Here is a 22,952-nt window from a genome sequence, read left to right as displayed (position 1 = left end):
GTTGGGGCGATTGCCCGCCCGCCCAAGCAAAGCGCTTGCATCCGTGGCCAGGCTGGTCCTAAGCGGCGCGGCGCCGTGTGGCGCCTGGTTCGCGAGGCTTTTTCCTTCGATGCTCAAACGGCTTTACCACTGGACGCTGGCCAAGGCGGCGCATGACAAGGCGCCCCACTGGCTCGCCGCGATCAGTTTCATCGAATCGAGTTTCTTCCCGATCCCGCCCGATGTGATGCTGGCACCGATGTGTCTGGCAAAGCCGCAGCGGGCGTTTCAGTATGCGCTCATTTGCACCATCGCCTCGGTGCTGGGCGCGCTTCTGGGCTATGCCATCGGCTTTTTCCTGTTCGAGACGATCGGCAGGGCGATCCTCGATTTTTACGGGCTTGCCGGGCCGTTCGAGGAGTTCAAGACCAATTTCAACGAGCAGGGCTGGCTGATCGTGCTGCTGGCAGGCTTCACGCCGCTGCCGTTCAAGGTGATCACCATCGCGGCGGGTGCAACCGCGATGCCGCTGTACATTCTGGTCGCTGCCTCGATTGTCGCGCGCTCGGCGCGGTTCTTCCTGGTGGGCGCGCTGCTGTGGAAATTCGGCCAGCCGATGCAGGACTGGATCGACAAGCACTTCGCGCTGGCCACCACCGGGCTTGGCGTGCTGTTCGTCGGCGGCTTCGCGGCGCTGAAGCTGCTGTTCTAGGCGTCCGCGCGCACCGGGCGCCGCACCATCAGCTCGGCAAAGCTGGCACGCAGCGAATCGGCGATCGGGCGCGGCCCGGCCTTGTCGGTAACCACGATGGTCGTGATACTGGTCGCAACGCACACCCCGTTCTGGAACGCGGCCGAGCAGATATCCCAGCTCGACCGGCCGATCCGCCCGATCCCGCTCATCACTTCGACCGGATCGGGAAAATGCGCCTCGGCGACATAGTCGATTGCCACCGCCGCGATCAGCCAGCGTTCGCCGGGCTGTCGGCGCTCGAGACCCAGATTGCGGTTGAACCGCACCCGGCCGTTCTCGAACAGCGCCGCCATCGCGACGTTGTTGATATGGCCGAGCGGGTCAAGGTCCTGAAACCGCGTTTCCGTCACCGTGCTGAAGGGATAGCAGGTGGGGTCGCGCTGCCATTGTTCTGGTCTGGGCATAGGAAGGTTCGAGCGCCGCTTACAGCGAGCGCCCGATCAGCTCCTTCATGATCTCGCTGGTGCCGCCGAAGATGCGCGTCACGCGCGCACCGCGCCAGGCGCGCGCGATCGGATATTCGTTCATGTAGCCCGCGCCGCCATGCAGCTGCAGGCACTTGTCCATGATTTCCCACTGCAGTTCGGTGTGCCACAATTTGGCGGCAGCGCCTTCGACCGCGGTCAGCTCCTTGGTCGCGTGGCGGTTCAACGCCCAGTCGAGATGCGCCCAGCCGACCTGCAGCTTGGTCTTGAGGTCGGCGAGCACGAAGCGGGTGTTCTGGAAATCGAACACCGTCTTGCCGAAGGCCTTGCGGTCCTTCACGAAGGCGACGGTATCGTCATAGGCCTTCTGCGCCGACGCCTGCGCGGAAACCGCGATCGACAGGCGCTCCTGCGGCAGTTCGCTCATCAGATAGATGAAGCCCTTGCCCTCTTCGCCCAGGCAATTGGTCATCGGCACGCGGACGTCGTTGAAGAACAGCTCGGAGGTGTCGGCGGCGTCCTGGCCGATCTTGTCGAGGTTGCGACCCCGCGCAAACCCTTCGCGGTCGGCTTCGACGAGGATGATCGAGACACCCTTCCACGCCGGCTGGACCTCGGTATCGGTCTTGGCGCAGACCAGGATCAGGTCGGCGTTCTGTCCGTTGGTGATATAGGTCTTCGATCCGTTGATGACGTAGTGGTTGCCATCCTTCTTGGCCGTCGTGCGGATGCCCTGAAGGTCCGAGCCGGTGCCCGGTTCGGTCATCGCGATCGCGGTGATCGTCTCGCCCGAAACGAGGCGCGGCAGCCACTTCTGCTTCTGCTCTTCCGAGCCGTACTGCACCAGATAGTTGACCACGATGTCCGACTGCAGCGAGAAGCCGAGCGGCGATCCGCCGAAATACGCGGCTTCCTCGTTGACGATGGCGTTATAGCCGAAGTCGAGGCCAAGGCCGCCATATTCTTCGGGCACCGTAGGGCACAGCATGCCGAGCTCGCCCGCCTTGGGCCAGATTTCACGTGGAACGATCTTCTCCTCGTCCCACTTCACCGCATTGGGCGCGACCTCTTCCTGCATGAAGCGGCGGACGGTCTGTCGGAACGCCTCGTGATCGGCATTGTAGGCGGTGCGGGCAAGGGCATCGAGCGACATGGCATCTCTCCGGTAAAAGCTGGCGCGCGATTCATGCCGCGCGGCACGTCGCTCGGTCTAGCGCCGCGTTTACGTGAGCGTCAACCGCTATTTAATCGCTTGGTTAACTTGGCAGATGGCGTCATCTCTGCCCGCGTCCACGCGCCATCACCGTGAGCCGTGCCTGTTCGACCGCCTCGGGGGCGACCCTGGTGTTCGCAGCGGTCGAGCGCTCGGCCTCCAGCGCCAGCGCGTCGGCCAGCGGCAGGCCAAAGCCATCGTCGATCAGCGCCTTGTAGGCAGCGCTCATCGCCGGCTCGATGCTCGCCATGTCGCGGGCCAATGCGATCGCGGCGGGGAGCAGCGCTTCGGGCTCGACCACGCGGTTGACCAGCCCCCAGCGTTCGGCCGTGGCGGCATCGAGGAAATTGCCGGTCAGCGACAGCTCCTTGGCGCGCGATATCCCGATCATCCGCGAGAGTTTCTGCGACAGCCCCCAGCCGGGCATGATGCCGACGCGGGCATGGGTGTCGGCAAAGCGCGCATTCGATGACGCGATCAGAACGTCGCACGCCAGCGCCAGTTCGAACCCGCCGGTGATCGCGACCCCGTTGATCGCGCCGATCACCGGCTTGGCACACTGCTCCACGGCCTTGACCGGATTGTCGCGCGGATCGGTGGCGTTGGCGGCGCCCAGCCCTGCCGTGCTCGCGCCCAGCTCCTTGAGGTCCAGCCCGGCGGTGAAGGCGCGGGTCCCGGCCCCGGTGAGCACCACCGAGCGCACGGCATCGTCCTGCGCCACCGCGAGCATCGCCTCTGCCAGCTCAGCCCGCAGCGCCGCCGAAAGCGCGTTCATCGCTTCGGGCCGGTTTAGCGTGACGATCGCCACGCCGTCGGCGATGTCGGTGTGGATCAGCGGCATGACGGCTCCTCGCGCAGCATAAGCGTTGACGCTATCGGTCGCGGTGCTCCCCGGCAAGGCCTTCTCACCGCCGCCTGAACCGAAGCTATGGTGCGTTGTGCGCAACATAAAGCGGCGCAAAAGCTTGCCCAAGCCCTTACGGCAAGGCTATGCATCGTGTCAGGGGCGTCTTCAACCAGCCACGCCGGAAACCGGCATGAAGATCACGAAACACCACCCGCGGCCGTAGCCATGCGTCCGCCAGCTAAGGGCCTGTCGATGACCGAGAAGAGCAACGTCCAGTTCACCGAGCGCGAGGCGCTGTACTTCCACTCTTCAGGCCGTCCCGGAAAGATCGAAATCATCGCCTCCAAGCCGATGGCGACACAGCGCGACCTTTCGCTGGCCTACTCGCCGGGCGTTGCGGTGCCGGTGCGCGCGATCGCCGAGGATCCGGCGACCGCCTATGACTATACCGCCAAGGGCAATCTGGTCGCGGTGATCTCCAACGGCACCGCGATCCTGGGCCTGGGCAATCTGGGCGCGCTCGCCTCCAAGCCGGTGATGGAAGGCAAGGCTGTGCTGTTCAAGCGCTTCGCCGATGTCGATTCGATCGACATCGAAGTGAACACCGAGGACGTCCAGCGCTTCATCGAGTGCGTCGAATTGCTCGAGCCGACCTTTGGTGGCATCAACCTCGAGGACATCGGCGCGCCCGCCTGCTTCATCATCGAACAGGCGCTGAAAGAGCGGATGAACATTCCGGTGATGCACGACGACCAGCACGGCACCGCGATCATCTCGGCGGCCGGCCTGCTCAATGCGTGCTACCTGACGGGGCGCGATTTTGCCGATGTGAAGATGGTGGTCAACGGCGCTGGCGCCGCCGCGATCGCCTGCACCGAACTGATCAAGGCGATGGGCGTGCGGCACGACAACGTGCTGATGTGCGACCGTTCGGGCGTGATCTATCAGGGCCGCGACGATCTTGACCAGTGGAAGTCGGCGCACGCCGCCAAGACCGACCGGCGCACGCTGGAGGAAGCGCTCGATGGCGCGGACATCTTCCTCGGCCTGTCGGCCGCGGGCGCGCTCAGGCCTGAAATGGTGATGAAGATGGCGCCGCAGCCGATCATCTTCGCGATGGCCAATCCCGATCCCGAAATCACCCCGCCCGATGCCAAGGCGGCGCGTCCCGATGCGATCATCGCCACCGGCCGGTCGGATTATCCCAACCAGGTCAACAACGTGCTGGGCTTCCCGTTCATCTTCCGCGGCGCGCTCGACGTGCGCGCGACCGCGATCAACGAGGAAATGAAGATCGCCGCGGCCAAGGCGATCGCCGAGCTGGCGCGCGAACAGGTGCCCGAAGAGGTCGCCGCAGCCTATGGCGGCGCGACCCAGAAGTTCGGGGTCGATTACATCATCCCCGCGCCGTTCGATCCGCGCCTGATGGAACGCGTTTCGGCAGCGGTGGCGCAGGCGGCGATGGACACCGGCGTTGCGCAAAAGCCGATCGAGGACATGGCGGCCTATCGCCACTCGCTCAAGAGCCGGCTCAACCCGACGACTGCGGTGCTGACCCAGGTCTACAGCGATGCCCGCGCCAATCCCAAGCGCGTCGTCTTTGCCGAAGCCGAGGAAGAAGTGGTGCTGCGCGCGGCGATCCAGTTCCGCGACGGCGGCTATGGCACCCCGGTGCTGGTCGGGCGCGAACAGCGCGTGCGCGACAAACTCAAGGAGCTTGCGGTCGATGATCCGATGGCGTTCGAGGTACACAATTCGGTGAACTCGCCTCTGGTGCCCAAGATGGTCGACGTGCTGTACGAACGGTTGCAGCGGCGCGGCTATCTCAAGCGCGACGTCAAGCGCATGGTCAACCAGGACCGCAACATCTTCGGTTCGGCGCTGCTCCATCTGGGTGAGGCCGATGCGATGCTCACCGGCATCACCCGCACCTTCGGCCAGTCGATGCGCGAGATCCGCCGCGTGCTCGATCCGAAGCCCGGCGAAACCCCGTTCGGCATCCACGTCATGGTCGGCAAGAGCCACACCGTGTTCCTGGCCGATACCACGGTGAACGAGCGCCCCAATGCCGAGGAACTGGCGTGCATCGCCGAAAACACCGCGCATGTCGCCAAGAGGCTGGGGCACGAACCGCGCGTCGCCTTCCTGTCCTACTCCAATTTCGGCAACCCCTCGGGGCGCTGGCTGGACAACATCCGCGACGCGGTGAGCATCCTCGACCAGCGCGGGGCGACCTTCGAATATGAAGGCGAGATGTCGCCCGATGTCGCGCTCAACCCCAAGCTGATGGCGAACTACCCGTTCTGCCGCCTGTCGGCGCCCGCCAACGTGCTGATCATGCCCGGGCTGCAATCGGCCAATCTCTCGGCCAAATTGCTGCGCGAACTGGGCGGCGATGCGATGATCGGGCCGATGCTGATCGGTATGGAAAAGCCGGTGCAGATCGCGGCGATGTCCTCGACCGCGGGCGAGCTGCTGACGCTGGCGCTGCTGGCGTCGGCAGGCGTGGTGGGCTGATACATACCAAACTCTCCCCTCCCGCCTGCGGGAGGGGAGGCCGCAGGCCGGGATGGGTCTGAACCGGCGTGAATATCAGGCCCACCCCGTCTTCGCCTGCGGCTCAGCTACCCCTCCCGCCTGCGGGAGGGGAGATTAAGGCACCGCTGCGAAGGCAGGCCGATCAGGCCACCGGGACCGCGGCCAGCGTCTTGCGGATCAGCGCCACCAGATCGTCGGGCGCAAACGGCTTGGTGATCAGCAGGTCGTGCGGGCAGTCGCTGGTCAGCGCGCCACCGGCATAGCCGGTCATCAGCACGATCGGCATGTCCGGCCAAAGCTTGCGGATCTCGATCGCCAGCGTCTTGCCGTCCATTCGAGGCATGGTGATGTCGCTCAGCACCAGATCGGGCCTGGTCCCGCCAGCGCTCACGCGGTCGAGCGCGGCCTGGCCGTCCTCGGCGTCGATCACGGTAAAGCCCGCATCCTGCAGCACATCGCAGACATGCGCGCGCAATGCGCCATTGTCCTCGGCAAGCAGGATGGTGCTGTCCTCGCGCACCGCGGTCCCAGCTATCGCTGCCATGCGCCCGTCGGTGTCGATATCCGCACCTTCGGCAACCGGCAGCCACAGAATCACGGTGGTGCCCTCGCCTGGCGCGGTATCCAGCGTCACGAAGCCGCCCGACTGCGCGACAAAGCCCTGAACCTGGCTCAGCCCGAGACCGGTGCCCTTGCCGACATCCTTGGTGGTGAAGAACGGCTCGAAGATGTGCTTGACGACGTCGGGCGCAATTCCCGTGCCGGTGTCGTTGACGCAGAAGCGGACATAGCGGCCGGGCGGCGCGTCATGCCCGTCATCGGCATCCTCCGGCGTCCGTTCGGCATTGGCGGCGTGCACCGTGATTTCGCCGGGGGCCTCCATCGCATCGCGCGCATTGACCACGAGGTTGAGCAATGCATTCTCGAGCTGGCTGGCATCGACCGTGATCGGCCACAGGCTCTCGGGGCATTCGACCTTGAGCTCGTGCCGTTTGTCCAGCGCCTGAGACGCCAGCGGAACGAGGTCGCGGATCAGGTCTGCCGGCTTGATCCGCGTCGGGGTCAGCGACTGGCGGCGGGCATAGGCCAGCAGCCGCTGGGTGAGGTTGGCGGCACGGTTGGCGCCGTCGCGGGCGTTGGCGATCGCGGTCTCGGCGCGCTCGATCTGGCCCGATGCGATGCGCTTCTGCGCGATATCGAGATTGCCCGAGATGATGGTGAGCAGGTTGTTGAAATCGTGCGCGATGCCGCCGGTCAGCTGGCCGATCGATTCGACCCGCTGGACCTGCGCGAGCTGCGCCTCGGCGGCGCGGGCGCGGGTGATGTCGCGCGCGATGCCGAAGATCAGGTCGCCCTCGCGCGCCAGGCTCCAGCTGGCATAGATCGTCTGGCCATTGGCGCCGCGCATTTCGCGTTCGGTCTGGATATCGCCGGTGCTGCTGGCCGCGGCGATCAGATCGACCTGCGCGCCTTGCGTGAAATAGTCGCTGACGTGGCCGCTGCCGTCGAGCGGCACCGGGCCGAACGCCTTTTCCCATGCCGGATTGCCCGCCACCAAGGTCCCGGTGAGGGTGGTGATCAGCATCATGTCGAGCGAGGAATCCCACAAGCGGTCGCGCTGGTCGGCGGCGAGATCGGCGGCGATCTGCTGGTGGATCAGCTGCTTGCGCAGTTCGAGCAGCGCCGCGACCTGCCGCGCCAGAGCCGCGAGCAACGGCGCATCGTCGAACCGCTCGCGCGGCGCGCTGTCGGAGAGGCACAATGTCCCCAGCGCATAGCCATCGCCGTTGATGATCGGTGCGCCGGCGTAGAAGCGGATATGCGGGGGGCCGGTGACCAATGGATTATCGGCAAAGCGCGGGTCGGCGAGCGTATCGAGCACCACCATCACGTCGGGCGAGCGGATGGCGTGGTCGCAGAACGCGATCGTGCGCGGGGTCTGGGTGAGCGCGATGCCGCGCGCCGCCTTGAACCACTGGCGTTCTTCTTCGACGATCGAGATGAACGCGGATTCGCACCCGCCAAGCTTCTGGGCGATCGCCACCAGATCGGAATACAGGCTGTTGTCGCCGTCCTCGGGGCCGAGCTGATACGCGCGCAAGGCAGCCAGCCGCGCGGTATCGTCGTCGCCCTTGAAGGCGGTCTGGCTGAGGTTGAGCAGCATGCCCCTGTCCGATTGTATGGCGGCGGTCGTGCCTGCCGGTTGGCTGTGTATATAGACCACCCGCGCAGCAACACCAGCGCAAGCGCTGTTTTTGTTGGCGATCAGGGGTCGCGCACGGGCGACGGCAGGCCTATATCGGGCACACGAACGCTTTGGGATGGCACATGAATTTCACCGTTGACCGGCGCAGGTTGCTGCGCACTGCGGCGCTGACCGGCAGCAGCGTGGCGCTGGCACCGCTGTTCCCCGCCTGGGCGCAGTCGGGCACGTCAGGCCTTGTGCGTGCCCTGCCCGAGGTGTCGGGCGAGGACATCCGCCTGCGCATCGCGCACCAGATGATCACCATCGATGGCCGCGCCAGCCACGCGATCGGCATCAACGGCACCGTGCCCGGTCCGCTGATCCGGCTGAAGGAAGGCCAGAATGTCCGGCTGTATGTCGAAAACACGCTCGATGAAGACAGCTCGATCCACTGGCACGGGCTGATCCTGCCGTTCCACATGGATGGCGTTCCCGGCATCAGCTATCCCGGCATCAAGCCGCGTTCGACCTTCACCTATGAATTCCCGATCCTTCAGGCGGGCACCTATTGGTATCACAGCCATTCGGGGCTGCAGGAGCAGATGGGGCATTACGGCCCGATCGTGATCGATCCTGCAGGCACCGATCCGGTGCAGGCCGACCGCGAGCATGTCATCGTGCTGTCCGATTACAGCCCGCTGCACCCGCACACGATCCTCAAGAAGCTCAAGCAGATGGGGGGCTATTTCAACTTCCAGAAGCAGACGCTCGCGGACCAGCTGCGCGGGCAGAACCAGTCGGCAGGCGAGCGCGCCGAATGGGGCGCGATGCGCATGGACCCGACCGACATCGCCGATGTCACCGGATCGACCTATACCTATCTGGTCAACGGCCATGGCCCGAAGGACAACTGGACCGCGCTTTTCGCACCGGGCGAGAAAGTGCGGCTGCGCTTCGTCAACGCCTCGGCAATGACCACATTCAACGTGCGGATTCCCGGGCTCAAGATCACCATCGTCCAGGCCGACGGGCTGCCGGTGCGCCCGGTGACGATCGACGAGTTCCAGATCGCGGTCGCCGAAACCTATGACGCGATCATCGAGCCTGCCGACGACCGGGCCTATGCGCTGGTCGCCGAAAGCGTCGACCGCTCGGGCATGGCGGTGGCGACCTTCGCGCCGCGCGTGGGAATGGTGGCCGAGGTGCCCTCGATCCGAAAACGCCCGCTCGCCGACATGAAGGATATGGGCATGGGCGATATGGGCGGGGCGATGGCCGGGATGGACCATGGCGCTCCTGACGCCTGCACCCCCGAACACGCCGCGATGGGGCATTGCGCTCCCGCCGCGCCGATGGATCATGGCGCGATGGATCATGCAACGATGGACCATGGTGCCGCGCCAATGGACCATTCGATGCGCGATTTCTCGGTGGTGCCCGACACCGTCAAGAAGACGCCCACGGTGCAGACAATCTCGCCGATGCCGGTCGACCGCACCGGCGAGCCGGGGCAGGGGCTCGACACGGTCGGCCACGACGTTCTGGTCTATCGCGATCTGGTGGCGGTTGACCGCAATCCCGATGTCCGCGCGCCATCCCGCGAGCTCGAGCTCCATCTCACCGGCAATATGGAACGCTATATGTGGGCGTTCGATGGCGAGAAATTCTCCGAAGTGAAGGACCCGATCCCGTTCATCGAGGGCGAGCGGGTGCGGGTGAAGCTGGTCAACGACACGATGATGGCGCACCCGATCCATCTGCACGGCCATTTCTTCGAACTGGTCACCGGGCATGGCGACCATGCCCCGCGCAAGCACACGGTCAACGTCCAGCCCGGCGGCACCGCGACCTTCGATTTCACCGCCGATGCGCTCGGCGACTGGGCGTTTCACTGCCATATGCTCTATCACATGCACGCCGGGATGATGCAGACGGTGACGGTGCGTCCGCGCGGGGAGCAGGCGTGATCCGTTTTGCCCTGACCGCCATGCTGCTGGCGGCGGGCGCTGCCCCGGCGCTGGCCCAGCACGAGCACCACGCCGACCCCGACCCCGCGCCCGCGATGCAGTGCACCCCTGAGCACGCGACGATGGGGCATTGCGCCATTCCGCCCGAAGAGGCGCCCGCCGATCCTGCCTGCCCGCCCGAGCACGCAGCGATGGGGCATTGTACCCCGTCGCCTGCAGGCCCTGTCGATCCGCAAGCCTCTGGCACCGCGCTGCCCGCAGGCGATGCGCCGCCGCCGCCCGCACCACGCGCCAATTATGCCGACCGTATCTGGGGGTCCGAGGCGATGGCACCGGTGCGCGATGCGCTGCGCCGCGAGCATGGCGGGGCAAGCTTCAGCCAGATCATGATCGACATCGCCGAACTGCAGGTCCGGCAGGGCCGCGAAGGCTATCGCTGGGAGGGCGAAGGCTGGTTCGGCGGTGACATCAACCGGCTGGTGATCAAGACCGAGGGCGAGGGCAGTTTCGGCGAGGCAATCGAGGATGCCGAGGTCCAGGCGCTCTACAGCCGGGCGATCGGGCCGTATTTCAACCTGCAGGGCGGGGTGCGGCAGGATATCGAGCCAGCTTCGCGCACCTATGCCGCCTTCGGGGTGGAGGGGCTGGCGCCCTATTGGTTCGAGGTCGAGGCGCACGGCTTTGTCTCGACGGGGGGCGATGTGCTCGCGCGGCTCGCCGCGAGCTATGACCAGCGGATCACCCAGCGGCTGATCCTGCAGCCGCGCGCCGAGTTCAATTTTGCCGCGCAGGACGTTCGCGCCAGCGGCATCGGCTCGGGGCTGTCGGATGCCGAGTTCGACCTCAGGCTGCGCTACGAGATCGTCCGCGAGTTCGCGCCGTATATCGGCATCTCGCACAGCGCCAAGCTTGGCCGCACCGCCGATTTTGCGCGCGCGGCGGGCGAGGATCCGACCGGCACCAGCTTTATGGTCGGTGTGCGGGCGTGGTTCTGAATTACCGGCACCCTTCGTCGCATTTGCGCGTCACCCCCGCGCACGCGGGGGTCCCGCTTTTGTGCAATCGTGCAAGGAAGCGGGATTCCCGCGTTCGCGGGAATGACGAACTTGCGCCTTAACGCGCCCTCTCTACGCTGCTAGACCCGATTATCCCCGCTCCCATCACTGAGAAAGCCTCCGCCCCATGAAGACCCGCGCCGCCGTCGCCTTTGAAGCCAAGAAGCCGCTCGAAATCGTCGAACTCGATCTCGAAGGCCCCAAGGAGGGCGAGGTTCTGGTCGAGATCATGGCAACCGGCGTGTGCCACACCGATGCCTATACGCTCGACGGGCTCGACAGCGAGGGGCTGTTCCCCAGCGTGCTGGGGCATGAGGGCGCAGGCATCGTCCGCGAGGTCGGCGCGGGCGTGACCTCGGTCAAGCCGGGCGATCACGTCATCCCGCTGTACACTCCCGAATGCGGCAAGTGCAAAACCTGCCTGTCGGGCAAGTCCAACCTGTGCACCGCGATCCGCGCGACCCAGGGCAAGGGCCTGATGCCCGACGGCACCACCCGGTTTTCGTATAAGGGCCAGCCGATCTATCACTACATGGGCTGCTCGACGTTCAGCAACTTCACGGTATTGCCCGAGATCGCGGTGGCGAAGATCCGCGAGGACGCGCCGTTCCAGTCGGCCTGCTATATCGGCTGCGGCGTCACCACCGGGGTCGGCGCGGTGACCAAGACCGCCAAGGTCCAGCCGGGCGACAACATCGTCGTGTTCGGCCTCGGCGGCATCGGTCTCAACGTGCTGCAGGGGGCAAAGCTCGCCGGCGCCAACAAGATCATCGGTGTCGACCTCAACCCCGATCGCGAGGAATGGGGCCGCAGGTTCGGCATGACCGACTTCCTCAACACCAAGGGCATGAGCCGCGAGGACACCGTCGCCAAGATCGTCGAAATGACCGATGGCGGCGCGGATTACACCTTCGATGCCACCGGCAACACCGAAGTGATGCGCACCGCGCTCGAGGCGTGCCATCGCGGCTGGGGCACCTCGATCATCATCGGCGTGGCCGAAGCCGGCAAGGAAATCGCCACCCGGCCGTTCCAGTTGGTCACCGGGCGCAACTGGCGCGGCACCGCGTTCGGCGGCGCCAAGGGCCGCACCGATGTGCCCGAGATCGTCGACATGTACATGACCGGCAAGATCGAGATCGACCCGATGATCACGCATGTGATGGGGCTCGAAGAGATCAACACCGCGTTCGACCTGATGCATGCGGGCACGTCGATCCGTAGCGTGGTGGTGTACTGATGCCGGTCGCTGTGGAAACCGTCTCGTCGGTCACAAGCTTCGGCGGCGAGCAGGCGGTGCTGCGCCATACGTCGGAGGTCACCGGCACCGAGATGATCTTCTCGGTGTTCGTCCCCGACCACGCGCCCGATGCCAAGCTGCCGGTGGTGTGGTACCTGTCAGGGCTCACCTGCACCCAGGCCAATGTCACCGAAAAGGGCGAGTTTCGCCGTGCGTGCGCCGAGCTCGGACTGATCTTCGTCGCGCCCGACACCAGCCCGCGCGGCGAGGGCGTGCCCGACGATGGCGACGGCGCGTACGACTTCGGCCTCGGCGCGGGCTTCTATGTCGATGCGACGCAGGACCCGTTCGCGCAGCACTACAAGATGTGGAGCTACATCACCGAGGAACTCCCCGAGATCATCGGCGACTGTTTCCCGGCGGACATGGACCGCCAGTCGATCATGGGCCATTCGATGGGCGGCCATGGCGCGCTGACCATCGGACTGACGCTGCCCGAACGCTTCAAGGCGATCTCGGCGTTTGCGCCGATCGTCGCGCCTTCGCAGGTGCCCTGGGGCCACAAGGCGCTGGGCGGCTATCTGGGCGAGGATCGCGCGGCGTGGCGCGCGCATGATGCGGTGGCGCTGATCGAGGATGGCGCGCGCGTGCCCGCATTGCTGGTCGATCAGGGCGAGGCGGACAATTTCCTCGAAGAGCAGCTCAAGCCGCACCTGCTCGCCGAGGCGTGCGAAAAGGCCGGCATCGATCTGACGCTGCGGATGCAGCCGGGCTATGACCACAGCTACTATTTCATCTCGACCTTCATGGAAGACCATCTGCACTGGCATGCCGAGCGCCTGAAGGCCTGACCGTCAATCAAGGGACGATGGTGACGCTCGCGGTGCCATCGGCCCAGACCGGCAGATAGAGCCCTGCGCCCGCCGCCTGCAACTGGCCGGTCCTGGCGCGTTTGAGCTCGGCATGGATGATGACATCACCGGCGCGCTTGGTCTCGATCGCCTGGTCGATCTTGCCGAGCAATTCGGCATAATCGCGCTCGAAGTTCTGCGCGAGCATCTCGGCGATCATTTGTGCGACGCCCGGCGCATTGACCAGATCGAGTATCAGGTCGCCGCCGGTCATGTCGGTGGTGCCCGTGACGCCGAAGTCGGTAAAGCCGACGCGGCGCGAATCCTCGGCATTGACCGGCTTGCCCGTCATCCACACCGTGCCCGAGGTCGGGCTCCTGCTGCCCCGCTCGTGCGCCGAAAAGGTCAGCCCGACCGCGATCCGTCCGCCGCTGGTGCCATAGATCGTCGCGGCCTTGAAGCGTGCGTCGACCGGATTGAGCCCCGGTACGATGAACGGCCGCTGCGAGCGTCTGCGCAGCGCCCGGATCAGAACCGGTTCGAGCGCGCGGTAATCGGCGAACACCGGCAGGAAGAACGAAAGCTGGCCGGGGTCGGCATCGAGCGTTTGCATCTTCGGCAGCGCGGTGGGATCGCGGGGCTCAGGCCGGTGGCCGACATAGGTTTCGGTGAGCGCGCGCATCCCCAGCCGCAACCGCAGGCGGCCATCGGTGACCTCGTAGCCGCCATATTGCAGCGCGCGCGGGGTGATGCGCATCCACACCTCGGGGTTGCGCTCGTTGAGCACCACCGCGGTGAAGGCGCTGGCCCAGGCCTGCTCGATCTGCCGCTTGATGCCGATCCGCCCCAGCTCGCCGGGCAGGTCGCGCTCGAGCCTGGCGATCACCGGCGCCAGCTCGCGTTCGGCAGGCTCGGTCAATTTGATCGTCTGCCCCAGGAATGTGACATGCGGTTCGGTCAGCCAGTCATAGCTCAGCCTGACGGTGCCGCGCGGGGTCCAGTCCTGCTCCAGGTCGATGCGCACGACCGCGTGCGCCATCGCCTTGGCGGTGGCGGTCTTGCGCTTGAGGATGCCGCCGATGTCTTCGGCGCGCACCACCGCGGTGATCGGAAAGGAAAAGCGCAGCTCCTTGCCCGAACCGCCGACGCGGATGGCGCCGCGCGTCACCTCGCCGACGATATTGCACTTGATCTTGGGGGTCTTGACCGTCGCGATTCCCAGATCCACGCCCTCGCTCTCGACACAAACCTGGTCGGGCTCGTTGATCCGCCACAGCTCGCGCGGCACGCGCTGCTCCAGCGCACGCGCCAGATCGCCCAGTTCGGCCTCGACCGGAACGGTGATCAGCGATGGGGTGGGCTTGACCACGATGGCATCGTCGGTGCGCGGCGGGCGGCCCCGGTCGGTCCACCTGGTGCCATAGATGAGCGCCAGGGTCGCGGCCAGCGCCAGCACCGCAAGGATCACGCCCGCGCCGACCGCCTTGTTCCTGGACAGCGCCGCCACGGCTCAGCTGCTCGCGACCACCATGCCGTCGATGCGCAGCGTGGGCACATTGACCGCATAGCGGAAGTCCAGATCGTTGGCGGGAGTCAGATTGGCGAACATGTCGATCAGGTTGCCCGCGATGGTGATCTCGCTGATCGGCTCGGCCAGCTGGCCATTGCGGATGACGAAGCCGCTCGCCCCGCGGCTGTAGTCGCCGGTGACGCCGTTGACGCCCATGCCGATCAGCTCGGTGACATAGATGCCGGTGGCGATGCCCGCCATCAGCGCGGTGGGGCTGTCGCTGCCGGCTTCCATATGCAGGTTGCTGGCGCCGGTCGCGGGCGCGCCGCTGATGCCGCGCGCGGCATGGCCGGTGGGCGCTTCGCCCAACTGGCGGGCGGCGGCGCTGTCCATCATCCAGCCGGTGAGCACGCCCTTGTCGATCACCCGCCACGCCTTTGTCGGCAAGCCCTCGCCATCGAAGCTGCGCGAGCGCAGTCCGCGCACCCGGTGGGGGTCATCGACGATCGAGACCGCGCTGTCGAACACGGGCTTGCCGCGCTTGTCGAGCAGGAAGCTGGTCTTGCGCGCGATCGCGCCGCCCGAGATCGCACCGATCAGCGATCCGATCAGCGATCCGCCGGCGCGGGGATCGAACACCACCGGCATCGGCCCGCTGGTGATTTTTCCTGCGCCCAGCCGCGCCACCGCGCGTTCGCCGGCCTTGCGGCCGACAGCCTCGGGGGTGTCGAGATCTTCGAGGAAGCGCACGGTGTGCGAGGCCGAATCGCGCTCCATCGCGCCTTCGCCGCCCGCCAGCACGCTGGCGCCGATGCCATAGCGGCTGCCGCCATAGCTGCCGACAAAGCCGTGGCTGGTGGCCAGCGCCATCACCGAGCGCACCGCGCCGGCCGATCCGCCTTCGGAGTTGGTGACGCCGGTCACGTCGCGCGCGGCCGCTTCGCAGCGTTCTGCCAGATCGCGCAGCAGCGCCGGATCCGGGTCCATGTCGTCGTCGAGATCGAGCGCGGGCAATGGCCCACGCACCAGCAGGCCCTCGGGAGCCAGCCCTGCATAGGCATCTTCGGGCGCCAGCCGTGCCATCGCGACCGCGCGTTCGGCGAGTGTCGCCAGGCCCGCGGCGGTGACATCCGCACCCGAGACGCTGGCAGAGCGTCTGCCGTCGAACACGCGCAGGCCGATCGCCGCGCTTTCGGAGCGCTGGACATCCTCGAGCGCGCCCAGGCGGATCTGCACGTCGGTGGAGGCATCGCAGGCGAAGACCGCGTCGGCGGCGCTGGCGCCTGCGGCGATGGCGCGGGCGACAAGATCTTGCGCCAGGTCTCTGGCTTGGTCGGGGGTTTGCATCAGCGGGGTTTAAGCCGCCGTGTTGGGTTGGTCAATCGGACCGGCGCGGCTCAGAACAGCGCCGACAGCCCCTTGACCACTGCCACGAATGCGAACGGAAAGCCGATCGCGAACAGCCAGATGCCCAGCCGGTCGCCGCGGTACAGCGCCATCAGCCGCGCTTCGGGAAGATCGCCGCGCGACAATGTCTGCCAGCGCTTTTCAACCCGGCGGCACATGGGGATGACAATGGCGACCAGAGCGACCAGCCCCAGATAGGGCAGGATCGACATGTCCTCGCCCTTGACCGCACCCATCACCACAAAGATCTGCAGGCCGGTATAGGCGAGCAACGCGTAGGCGACGTGGTTGCTGATCCGTCGGTCCCATATCGTTTCGGGTGCCACGGGCTTGACGAACGTGGAATTGTAGCGGGCGGCTTCGAACCGCTTTTCGATCGCATTGGTCATCATGTCCCCCATGATTGCCTCGTGCAGACTCCGGTCTTGGCCTATCTGCACCAAAATGAGTGTGTCACTGCGATGACAGCTTGGCAAGGGGGGTTAACCTCGACACTTCAGGCTGCGATTCCCTCGGCCTTGCGCAGTTCCTTGCGGTCGAGCTTGCCGATCAGCGTCTTGGGCAACGCCTCGCGGATATCCACCGCCGCGACGCGCTCGTGCTTGCCCAATTGCGGGTTGAGCCAGGCCATCAGCGCGGCGCCGTCGATCTCCGCGTCTTCCTGCAGCGCGACAAAGGCTTTGGGGCTTTCGCCGCGATAGGGGTCGGGGATGCCGATCACTAGCGCCTCCCTGACCGCCGGGTGCCGGTAGAGCACCTCTTCGATCTGGCTGGGGAAGACCTTGAACCCGCCCACCGCGATCATGTCCTTGATGCGGTCGACGATGCGGATGTAGCCGTCTGCGTCGATCATCCCGACATCGCCGGTGCGCAGATACTCGCCGATAAACACCTCTTCATCGGCGTCGGGACGGTTCCAGTAGCCGCACATCACCTGGGGCCCGGCAAAGATGATCTCGCCCGGTTCGCCCGGAGCGACCTGCTTGGTCGGGTCTTCCTTGTCGACCAGCCGCACCATGGTGCCGGGCAGGGGCTGGCCGATGGTGCCGGTCTTGTTGAGCCCCTCATAGGGGTTGGTCGACACGACCCCGCTGCTTTCGGTCAGGCCATAGCCCTCGACCACATTGGCGCCGGTGACCTGCTCGAAGCGCGCCTTGACCTCGGCGGCGAGCGGCGCGCCACCCGAGATGCACGCGCGCAGGCTTGCGAAATCGGTCTTGGCGATCTGCGGATTGTCGAGCAGCGCCTGATACATCGTCGGCACGCCGGGCAGGGCGGTAATTTTTGCCCGGGAAATCGCCTTCAGCGCCGCCACCGCCTCGAACCGCGGCAGCATCACGATCTCGCCGCCGTTGAGCACGGTGCGGTTGAGCACGCAGGTGTTGGCGAAGACGTGGAAGAAGGGCAGCACGCCCAGGATGCGGTCGTCGCCCGAATCCTTTTGCGGATCGATGGCGTTGACCTGCCGTGCGTTGGCCGAGAGGTTCTGGTGGCTGAGCATCGCGCCCTTGGGGGTGCCGGTGGTGCCGCCGGTATACTGGAACAGCGCGATATCGCGCTCCGCGTCGATCGGCACCGGCGTGTACGCGCCGTCATTGTCGATCAGGGCAGAAAAGCTGGTGATCCGCGCATCATCGGGGCGCGCGGCGGTCTCCTTGCCCTTGAACAGACGGTAGAACAGCGCCTTGCCCGATGGCAGCGCGCCGGCGACCGACCCGACGACCAGCCGCTCCAGCCCCGACTGGTTGAGCACCTTGATCGCGGTGGGCAGCAGGGCTGCGGCGGACAGCGTGAACAGGATCGTCGTGCCGCTGTCGGCGACCTGGTGCGCGAGCTCGTCGACCGTATAGAGCGGCGAGAAGTTGACCACGGTCGCCCCCGCCGCCATCGCGCCATAATAGGCCGCGACATAATGCGGCACGTTGGGCAGGAACAGCCCGATCCGGTCGCCCTTGCCGACGCCCATGGCCTGCAAGCCCTTGGCGACGCGGCGCGCACCCTGCGCGGTTTCGGCATAGCTGTATTTGCGGCCCATGAAGTCGAGCAGCGGCGCGGTGCGCTTGCGCTCTGCCGAACCGAACAGCATGTCGGGCAAGGTCAGCGGCGCAAACACCTGATCCCAGTCGCAAGGATGGCTGTAGTGCGTCTTCCAGATCGGCTGATCGGTCGAAACGGCGGCGGGCGATGCGGGAAGGGCGCTGTCAGTCATTGACACGACTGTAAATAAGAGCCTCGCGCGGCGCAAGCCGCCAGCCATTCAGACTGTCGCAGGCGTGCCATAGTTTGCGTCGATCACGCCCGCAAAGCACCGATACCGGCTTGCATCGCGGGCATCGCTTGCTAAGCGCTTGGCCCATGACTGCATACAAACCCGGCGATCCTTTATCCGTGCGGCGGCTCTATGGCCGCCAGCAGAACCACAAATTGCGCCTCGGCCAGGCCGAACTGGTCGAAAAGCTGCTGCCGCAGATCACCGTGCCCGAGGATGGCGAGATCACAGCCGAGCGGTTGTTCGGCGATGACCGCCCGCTGCACTTCGAGATCGGCTTCGGCTCGGGCGAGCACATGGCGTATCGCGCCGACATGCTGCCCGATCATGGTTTCATCGGCGCCGAGCCGTTCCTCAACGGCGTCGTCGGCGCGCTGCAGCATGTCCGCGAGAACACGCTCGCCAACATCCGGCTGCACATGGGCAACGCGATCGACGTGCTCGAGCGCATCCCCGACGGCAGCTTGAGCTTCGTCTATCTGCTCCACCCCGATCCCTGGCCCAAGGCGCGCCACGCCAAACGCCGGATGATGAATTCCGGCCCGGTCGATCTGATCGCGGCCAAGCTCAAACCCGGCGGCGAATTCCGCTTCGGCACCGATCACCCGATCTATGTCGCGCACGCGATGATGGTGATGAACGATCACCCGGCGTTCGACTGGCTGTGCGAGCGCCCGAAGGACTTCCTCGTTCGCCCCGGTGGCTGGCCCGAGACCCGCTACGAGGCCAAGGCCCGCGCGCACGGTCACGAGGTGTGGTACTTTAGGTACCGGCGTATTTGAGGGTACTGTAGAGTACGAAAAGTGTGTTTTTACAAAGGTTTGGTTCCTCTATGGTTTTCGCTCATTGGCGGTGATTTCCGTTTCGGTGATTGCCCGGTGATTGCACGGCGCCGAGTTTGGAGGCCCCAAAATGGCGAATGGAAAGATCACAAAGCGGTCGGTCGATGGGTGGATCGCACAGCGGTACGAAGGTTTCGTTTGGGACGACGGCATCAAAGGGTTTGGTGCGAGGTTCTCTAAAACAGGGGCTGTCTCGTACATTTTGCAGTTCAGAATGGGCGGCCGTGAAGCAGTCACGCGCCGCCATACAATCGGCAGCCATGGGTCTCCCTGGACCCCTGTCACCGCTAGAGAAGAAGCGGTCCGCCTGTCGTTGCTGATTGGGCAGGGTATCGATCCAGTCGAAGCGGACAAGCAGCGCCGAAGGGAAGCTGTTGACCTTGCCTTCTCTAACTACGCCGACAAGTTTGCCAAATCTTGCGTGCGGAAGGGCTGGAGTGGTCTGGTCGAGCGTTCACTGCGGATCCATGTGAAGCCGGTTCTCGGCAAGAAGCCTCTCCCGACTATCAGACGGCATGACATCGTGGCTGTGTTTGACAGAATGCCCACGCCACAAGCAGCGAACCGCCGCAATGTTTTTGCTGTCTTGCGGCGGCTTTTTCGCTGGGCGGTCAGTCGCGGGGACATTGAGCGCAGCCCCATGGAGGGCATGGAAGCTCCACCGCCTGTGAAGGCGCGCGATCGTTGGCTATCGGACCGGGAATTGGCGAGTGTATGGCACCAGTCTTTTCACACCCACCGGCTTTTCGGCGCAATTATTCGTCTCTTGATCGTTACCGGCCAAAGGCGTGAAGAGGTCACTTCATTATCTTGGCAGGAGCTAGACCGTGAAAAGCGCATGTGGACCCTGCCAGGCGAACGCTCCAAAAATGGCGAGCCAAACAGTGTGCCATTAAACGCATTGGCCATCTCGGTTTTGGACGAAGTTGCTAACACTCATGCTTGGCCAGGTCGTGGTAGGGTGTTTTTCACTTCTTCAGGCGCAAAATTCACTGCCTTTAGCAAAGGTAAAACAAAGCTCGATGAGCTGATTGCCGCGGATGAGGGCGGTTTGCTGACACCATGGCGGCTGCACGATCTAAGACGCACGCTTGCAACGGGGTTCCAGCGTCTGGGCGTGCGGTTTGAGGTCACCGAAGCTGTTCTAAATCACCTCGGCGGCTCTCGATCCGGCATTGCTGGCATCTACCAGCGTTACAATTGGGAGCAGGAAAAGGTTGAGGCATTGGAGATGTGGAACGTCCATATCGTGTCGCTCCTTTCTGAAGTCCCAGCCAAATCAATCGACGCAAAACAATCACCAACGAGACTGTAAAGGCTAGGCCCACTGACGCGCCCAGATCTCGAGAGAAACAAGCGAGCCGACAATAGGGTGATCGTCTTTCCACAGGAGGTGTTGCGGGTCGAGAATGTCGGACAACTTATCGGGCGACACCAAACCTTTGCTGGCCAGGACTCCTTCCAGCAAGAAGGGTCGCAAGGTTGCGAGATGTGTCGCGATCGCCCGGTTATAGAAACCCGAGGCCTCCCCCTTTCCCTGTCGCTGGCGGACAAGAGTAGGCAGCAATCGACCGAAGCAATCGCGCACAAATCCTCGGTCGCGCTCATCCGGGACGAGCTCCCACAGCGCTGTTGCAAGACATAACTCGACCAGCGGCTGTGACAGAAGCGGGTGTACCAGCCTTTGCTGCTGGCTGGTCTGGGTAGCACGATGAAAAAGCTGGCAGTTTGCAAGCATTGCGATCTGCATGCGTTTTCCCGCCGGCAACTCTTGGGCTTCTTCCATCCAGGGGTGAACCATCTGTGGCGCATCCCATGCGTTTCGGGCCACTGGACCAGCAATTCCGATTGGGATCGGGCGGCGCGCAAGCGTCGAATCGTTGGTAAGGGCACGTTTGAGAACGGACCAGATAGAAGTGCTGTCAGCCTTCGCGCACCTCTGCGCGAGAGTGAGGAACCTGGGGCTGGGGCCAGCCACCCTCAGATAGTCAGACGCAATCAGCGGCGTGTGCGGTTGGAAGAAGACCGCATCACCGCCCTGTCCCGAGAATATTCTGGTAGCGCCAACTGCAGCCGCTAAATCCGAAGAGGTTCGATCGGCAAGGATATCCAGTCCGTACACCGCGGGCTCAACAACAGGCGTGTGCTTCAGCAACTCGAGATAGTCGAGCGCGCCCGGATCGGCGATAGTTTCGATCAGTCCAAATCCCCATTTTTCAGAAACGGCGCGTGCGTAGATGCTCTCATCACCGCCAGGCGAACGCGGGATGATATTGAGGCCTTGAATTCGCGGCGCGCGGTTCGAAGTGGCGATCAACGCCGCGACCAGCGAAGAATCCAGGCCACCTGAAAGTTCCACAGTCACCTTTGAGTGATCGCCAAGCCAGTGTTCCATGCAATTGGCGGCGGTTTTTCTTATCTCATGGCAATCGGCATGTCGGTTGCGACGAGCAAATTGTGAAGGCGACCATATTGTTTCGCTGATGACCTGTTGCCCCTCGAGGGCGCGCAACTGACCGGGAATCACAATGTCGACATTTTCCAGCGCGCTGAAAGACGCGGCCATTTCAGTCTGAACCATCAATTGAGAGAGTCGATGCCAGTCGATCTTGGGCCTTTGGCCCAGACAGTGCGTGAGCCGCGGCGTGATTGCGTCGGTCAAAACTGTGTACGGGCCAATTTGCCACTCATAGAGACGCTGGCTCCCCGATGGATCCCGAAACCAGGCCACGCTATTCCCATCCCGGCCGGCGCAAAACATCGCGTAGCGCCCCCAGACGAGATCCGACACGCAGCGGGCAGCAAGCTGCGGCTTTTCGAAACTCAAGGGTCCGATGATTCTGGGAATTGAGAACCCCGCTCGAGGAAAGATTTCCCCAATCAGGACTACACTTTGATCATCTGACAACTCGGCTTGTGTTGAGTTTGCCTTTAGCAGGGCAAATCTCGGCGTAGTCACCACGAGCTCGAGTTCCGCAAACTCTTGCGACAGCGTTTGAACCGGCCCAGCGAATGATATGGCGCCCTCGCCGCGCACTGCTCGGGAGATGATCGCACAAAACGAAGGGGCGTCAGAGCCGCGCAATGACGGTGAACCAAGATACGTGATCAGGTGAATCGTTTAATACCATGGACTGCCATTCTACCCAGCAATGGGCTTCAAATGGATGCGTCCTGACACCGAAAACCCATTCAGCCTTGATCTTGATGATCGCCAGAAGGCGCATGAGCATCATCGATTGGACCAAGCAACGTCCGGTACCGGGGATCAGAATTCGCCAGTTTTCGAATTGGCCGATAATGCTTGCCATCTGCTCGGGAGAAGGATCATTTCCAATGTCCTGAACCGGCAGTACCGCTGCCCAACGGTTATCCCGCTTCTGCAGCGCTAGATATGTACCCAGCGAGGCGCGAAGGAATGGGATCGTTAATCTGTCTTGGCTGTGCTTGCACTGCACCGCTGGCAGGGGTTGAGGGCGTGGTTTCGCATCTGGCATCCAAGGCGGCGCGCCGCGAAGCAGAAGCCCTTGGGCTATGAGTTCTGTGAGGACAGGATCGCTTGGAGTGTAGCTGTGTCCCAGAAGCGCATTCACAGAGTTGCGGGCAGCGTCGCGGTCAACAGCCAGATAGGTGTCCTGGCCAATATCAAAAAGAACCAGATCACCGTCTACGACAGCCAGACTAATATTCGGGGCGGGACCAACAGACATGGATGGTAGGCAAAGCGGGGCGGCCCGAAGGTCACCCCGCCCTGGCATCACTGATACGACAGGATCGGCAGGAATTCCTCCTGCTGGCCGGCGGTGACGATAGCCTTGGTGTCACGCCGGATGCTTCCGAGGCGGATCAGCCGGTTGCGATTGTCTTGCT

18 protein-coding genes are annotated in these 22,952 nt (G+C 64.4%); 8 read left to right on the top strand and 10 right to left on the bottom strand.

The genetic code is table 11. The features are described from left to right. Window positions 1-109: 109 nt before the first annotated feature. Window positions 110-691: a YqaA family protein gene (locus tag QUV11_RS05420; protein ID WP_300880954.1), complete on the top strand. Its 582-nt coding sequence runs from the start codon at window positions 110-112 to the stop codon at window positions 689-691. Here the strand turns inward: QUV11_RS05420 and QUV11_RS05415 are convergent. The 3 genes from QUV11_RS05415 to QUV11_RS05405 all read right to left on the bottom strand — a co-directional run bounded on the left by QUV11_RS05415 (window position 688) and on the right by QUV11_RS05405 (window position 3,212). Next, a complete protein-coding gene (locus tag QUV11_RS05415) occupies window positions 688-1,137 on the bottom strand; it encodes a thioesterase family protein (RefSeq protein ID WP_300880953.1) in 450 nt (149 codons plus the stop codon). The two genes, QUV11_RS05420 and QUV11_RS05415, sit on opposite strands and share 4 nt — an antisense overlap. Window positions 1,138-1,156: 19 nt before the next feature. Continuing rightward, the gene (locus QUV11_RS05410; RefSeq protein WP_054134871.1) at window positions 1,157-2,311 is read right to left on the bottom strand and encodes an acyl-CoA dehydrogenase family protein; all 1,155 of its coding nucleotides are present in this window, start codon (window positions 2,309-2,311) and stop codon (window positions 1,157-1,159) included. Between the two features lie 121 nt (window positions 2,312-2,432). After that, window positions 2,433-3,212 (bottom strand): enoyl-CoA hydratase, encoded by a 780-nt coding sequence (locus tag QUV11_RS05405; RefSeq protein ID WP_300880952.1) that lies wholly within the window; start codon window positions 3,210-3,212, stop codon window positions 2,433-2,435. Window positions 3,213-3,470: 258 nt separating this feature from the next. Here QUV11_RS05405 and QUV11_RS05400 point away from each other — a divergent pair, with 258 nt between their 5' ends. After that, on the top strand, window positions 3,471-5,735 hold the full coding sequence (locus QUV11_RS05400) for an NADP-dependent malic enzyme (RefSeq protein ID WP_300880951.1): 2,265 nt from the start codon (window positions 3,471-3,473) through the stop codon (window positions 5,733-5,735). A 163-nt stretch (window positions 5,736-5,898) separates the two neighbouring features. Here the strand turns inward: QUV11_RS05400 and QUV11_RS05395 are convergent, their stop codons facing one another. After that, window positions 5,899-7,920, bottom strand: a complete 2,022-nt coding sequence (locus QUV11_RS05395) for an ATP-binding protein (protein WP_300880950.1) — start codon at window positions 7,918-7,920, stop codon at window positions 5,899-5,901. A 164-nt stretch (window positions 7,921-8,084) separates the two neighbouring features. Between QUV11_RS05395 and QUV11_RS05390 the strand changes: the two genes are divergently transcribed. From QUV11_RS05390 to fghA, 4 genes are all read left to right on the top strand, one after another. Next, window positions 8,085-9,908 carry a copper resistance system multicopper oxidase gene (locus QUV11_RS05390; RefSeq protein ID WP_300880949.1) on the top strand — a complete coding sequence of 608 codons (1,824 nt, stop codon included), beginning with the start codon at window positions 8,085-8,087 and terminating at the stop codon, window positions 9,906-9,908. Continuing rightward, on the top strand, window positions 9,908-10,903 hold the full coding sequence (locus tag QUV11_RS05385; protein ID WP_300881005.1) for a copper resistance protein B: 996 nt from the start codon (window positions 9,908-9,910) through the stop codon (window positions 10,901-10,903). Before QUV11_RS05390 ends, QUV11_RS05385 begins: the two co-directional genes overlap by 1 nt. Before the next feature lie 187 nt (window positions 10,904-11,090). After that, complete coding sequence (locus tag QUV11_RS05380; RefSeq protein ID WP_300880948.1) at window positions 11,091-12,203, top strand: S-(hydroxymethyl)glutathione dehydrogenase/class III alcohol dehydrogenase; 1,113 nt, start codon at window positions 11,091-11,093, stop codon at window positions 12,201-12,203. Beyond that, window positions 12,203-13,054 carry an S-formylglutathione hydrolase gene (gene fghA / locus QUV11_RS05375; RefSeq protein WP_300880947.1) on the top strand — a complete coding sequence of 284 codons (852 nt, stop codon included), beginning with the start codon at window positions 12,203-12,205 and terminating at the stop codon, window positions 13,052-13,054. Before QUV11_RS05380 ends, fghA begins: the two co-directional genes overlap by 1 nt. Window positions 13,055-13,061: 7 nt before the next feature. Here the strand turns inward: fghA and QUV11_RS05370 are convergent, their stop codons facing one another. From QUV11_RS05370 to QUV11_RS05355, 4 genes are all read right to left on the bottom strand, one after another. Further along, entirely contained in the window at window positions 13,062-14,561 is a 1,500-nt protein-coding gene (locus tag QUV11_RS05370) for a DUF4403 family protein (RefSeq protein WP_300880946.1), read from the bottom strand. Window positions 14,562-14,564: 3 nt separating this feature from the next. Further along, entirely contained in the window at window positions 14,565-15,911 is a 1,347-nt protein-coding gene (locus tag QUV11_RS05365; protein ID WP_300880945.1) for a TldD/PmbA family protein, read from the bottom strand. Between the two features lie 50 nt (window positions 15,912-15,961). Beyond that, the gene (locus QUV11_RS05360) at window positions 15,962-16,360 is read right to left on the bottom strand and encodes a hypothetical protein (RefSeq protein WP_300880944.1); all 399 of its coding nucleotides are present in this window, start codon (window positions 16,358-16,360) and stop codon (window positions 15,962-15,964) included. Between the two features lie 107 nt (window positions 16,361-16,467). Next, a complete protein-coding gene (locus QUV11_RS05355; protein ID WP_300880943.1) occupies window positions 16,468-18,180 on the bottom strand; it encodes a long-chain fatty acid--CoA ligase in 1,713 nt (570 codons plus the stop codon). 146 nt (window positions 18,181-18,326) lie between these two features. On the opposite strand from QUV11_RS05355, the gene QUV11_RS05350 reads away from it, so the two are divergent. Next, the gene (locus QUV11_RS05350; protein WP_300880942.1) at window positions 18,327-19,022 is read left to right on the top strand and encodes a tRNA (guanosine(46)-N(7))-methyltransferase TrmB; all 696 of its coding nucleotides are present in this window, start codon (window positions 18,327-18,329) and stop codon (window positions 19,020-19,022) included. A gap of 130 nt (window positions 19,023-19,152) precedes the next feature. Further along, window positions 19,153-20,397 (top strand): site-specific integrase, encoded by a 1,245-nt coding sequence (locus QUV11_RS05345; RefSeq protein WP_300880941.1) that lies wholly within the window; start codon window positions 19,153-19,155, stop codon window positions 20,395-20,397. A 3-nt stretch (window positions 20,398-20,400) separates the two neighbouring features. Here the strand turns inward: QUV11_RS05345 and QUV11_RS05340 are convergent, their stop codons facing one another. Both QUV11_RS05340 and QUV11_RS05335 read right to left on the bottom strand, forming a co-directional pair. Continuing rightward, entirely contained in the window at window positions 20,401-21,909 is a 1,509-nt protein-coding gene (locus QUV11_RS05340) for an asparagine synthetase B family protein (protein ID WP_300880940.1), read from the bottom strand. Between the two features lie 244 nt (window positions 21,910-22,153). Beyond that, window positions 22,154-22,792, bottom strand: coding sequence for a lasso peptide biosynthesis B2 protein (locus QUV11_RS05335; RefSeq protein WP_300880939.1), 639 nt, complete (start codon window positions 22,790-22,792; stop codon window positions 22,154-22,156). Window positions 22,793-22,952 lie beyond the last annotated feature (160 nt).

It is taken from the genome of Blastomonas sp. (genome assembly GCF_030373265.1).
Lineage (GTDB): Bacteria > Pseudomonadota > Alphaproteobacteria > Sphingomonadales > Sphingomonadaceae > Blastomonas.
Note: the sequence above shows the minus strand (reverse complement) of the source record. Positions and strands in the feature narration are given on the sequence as shown.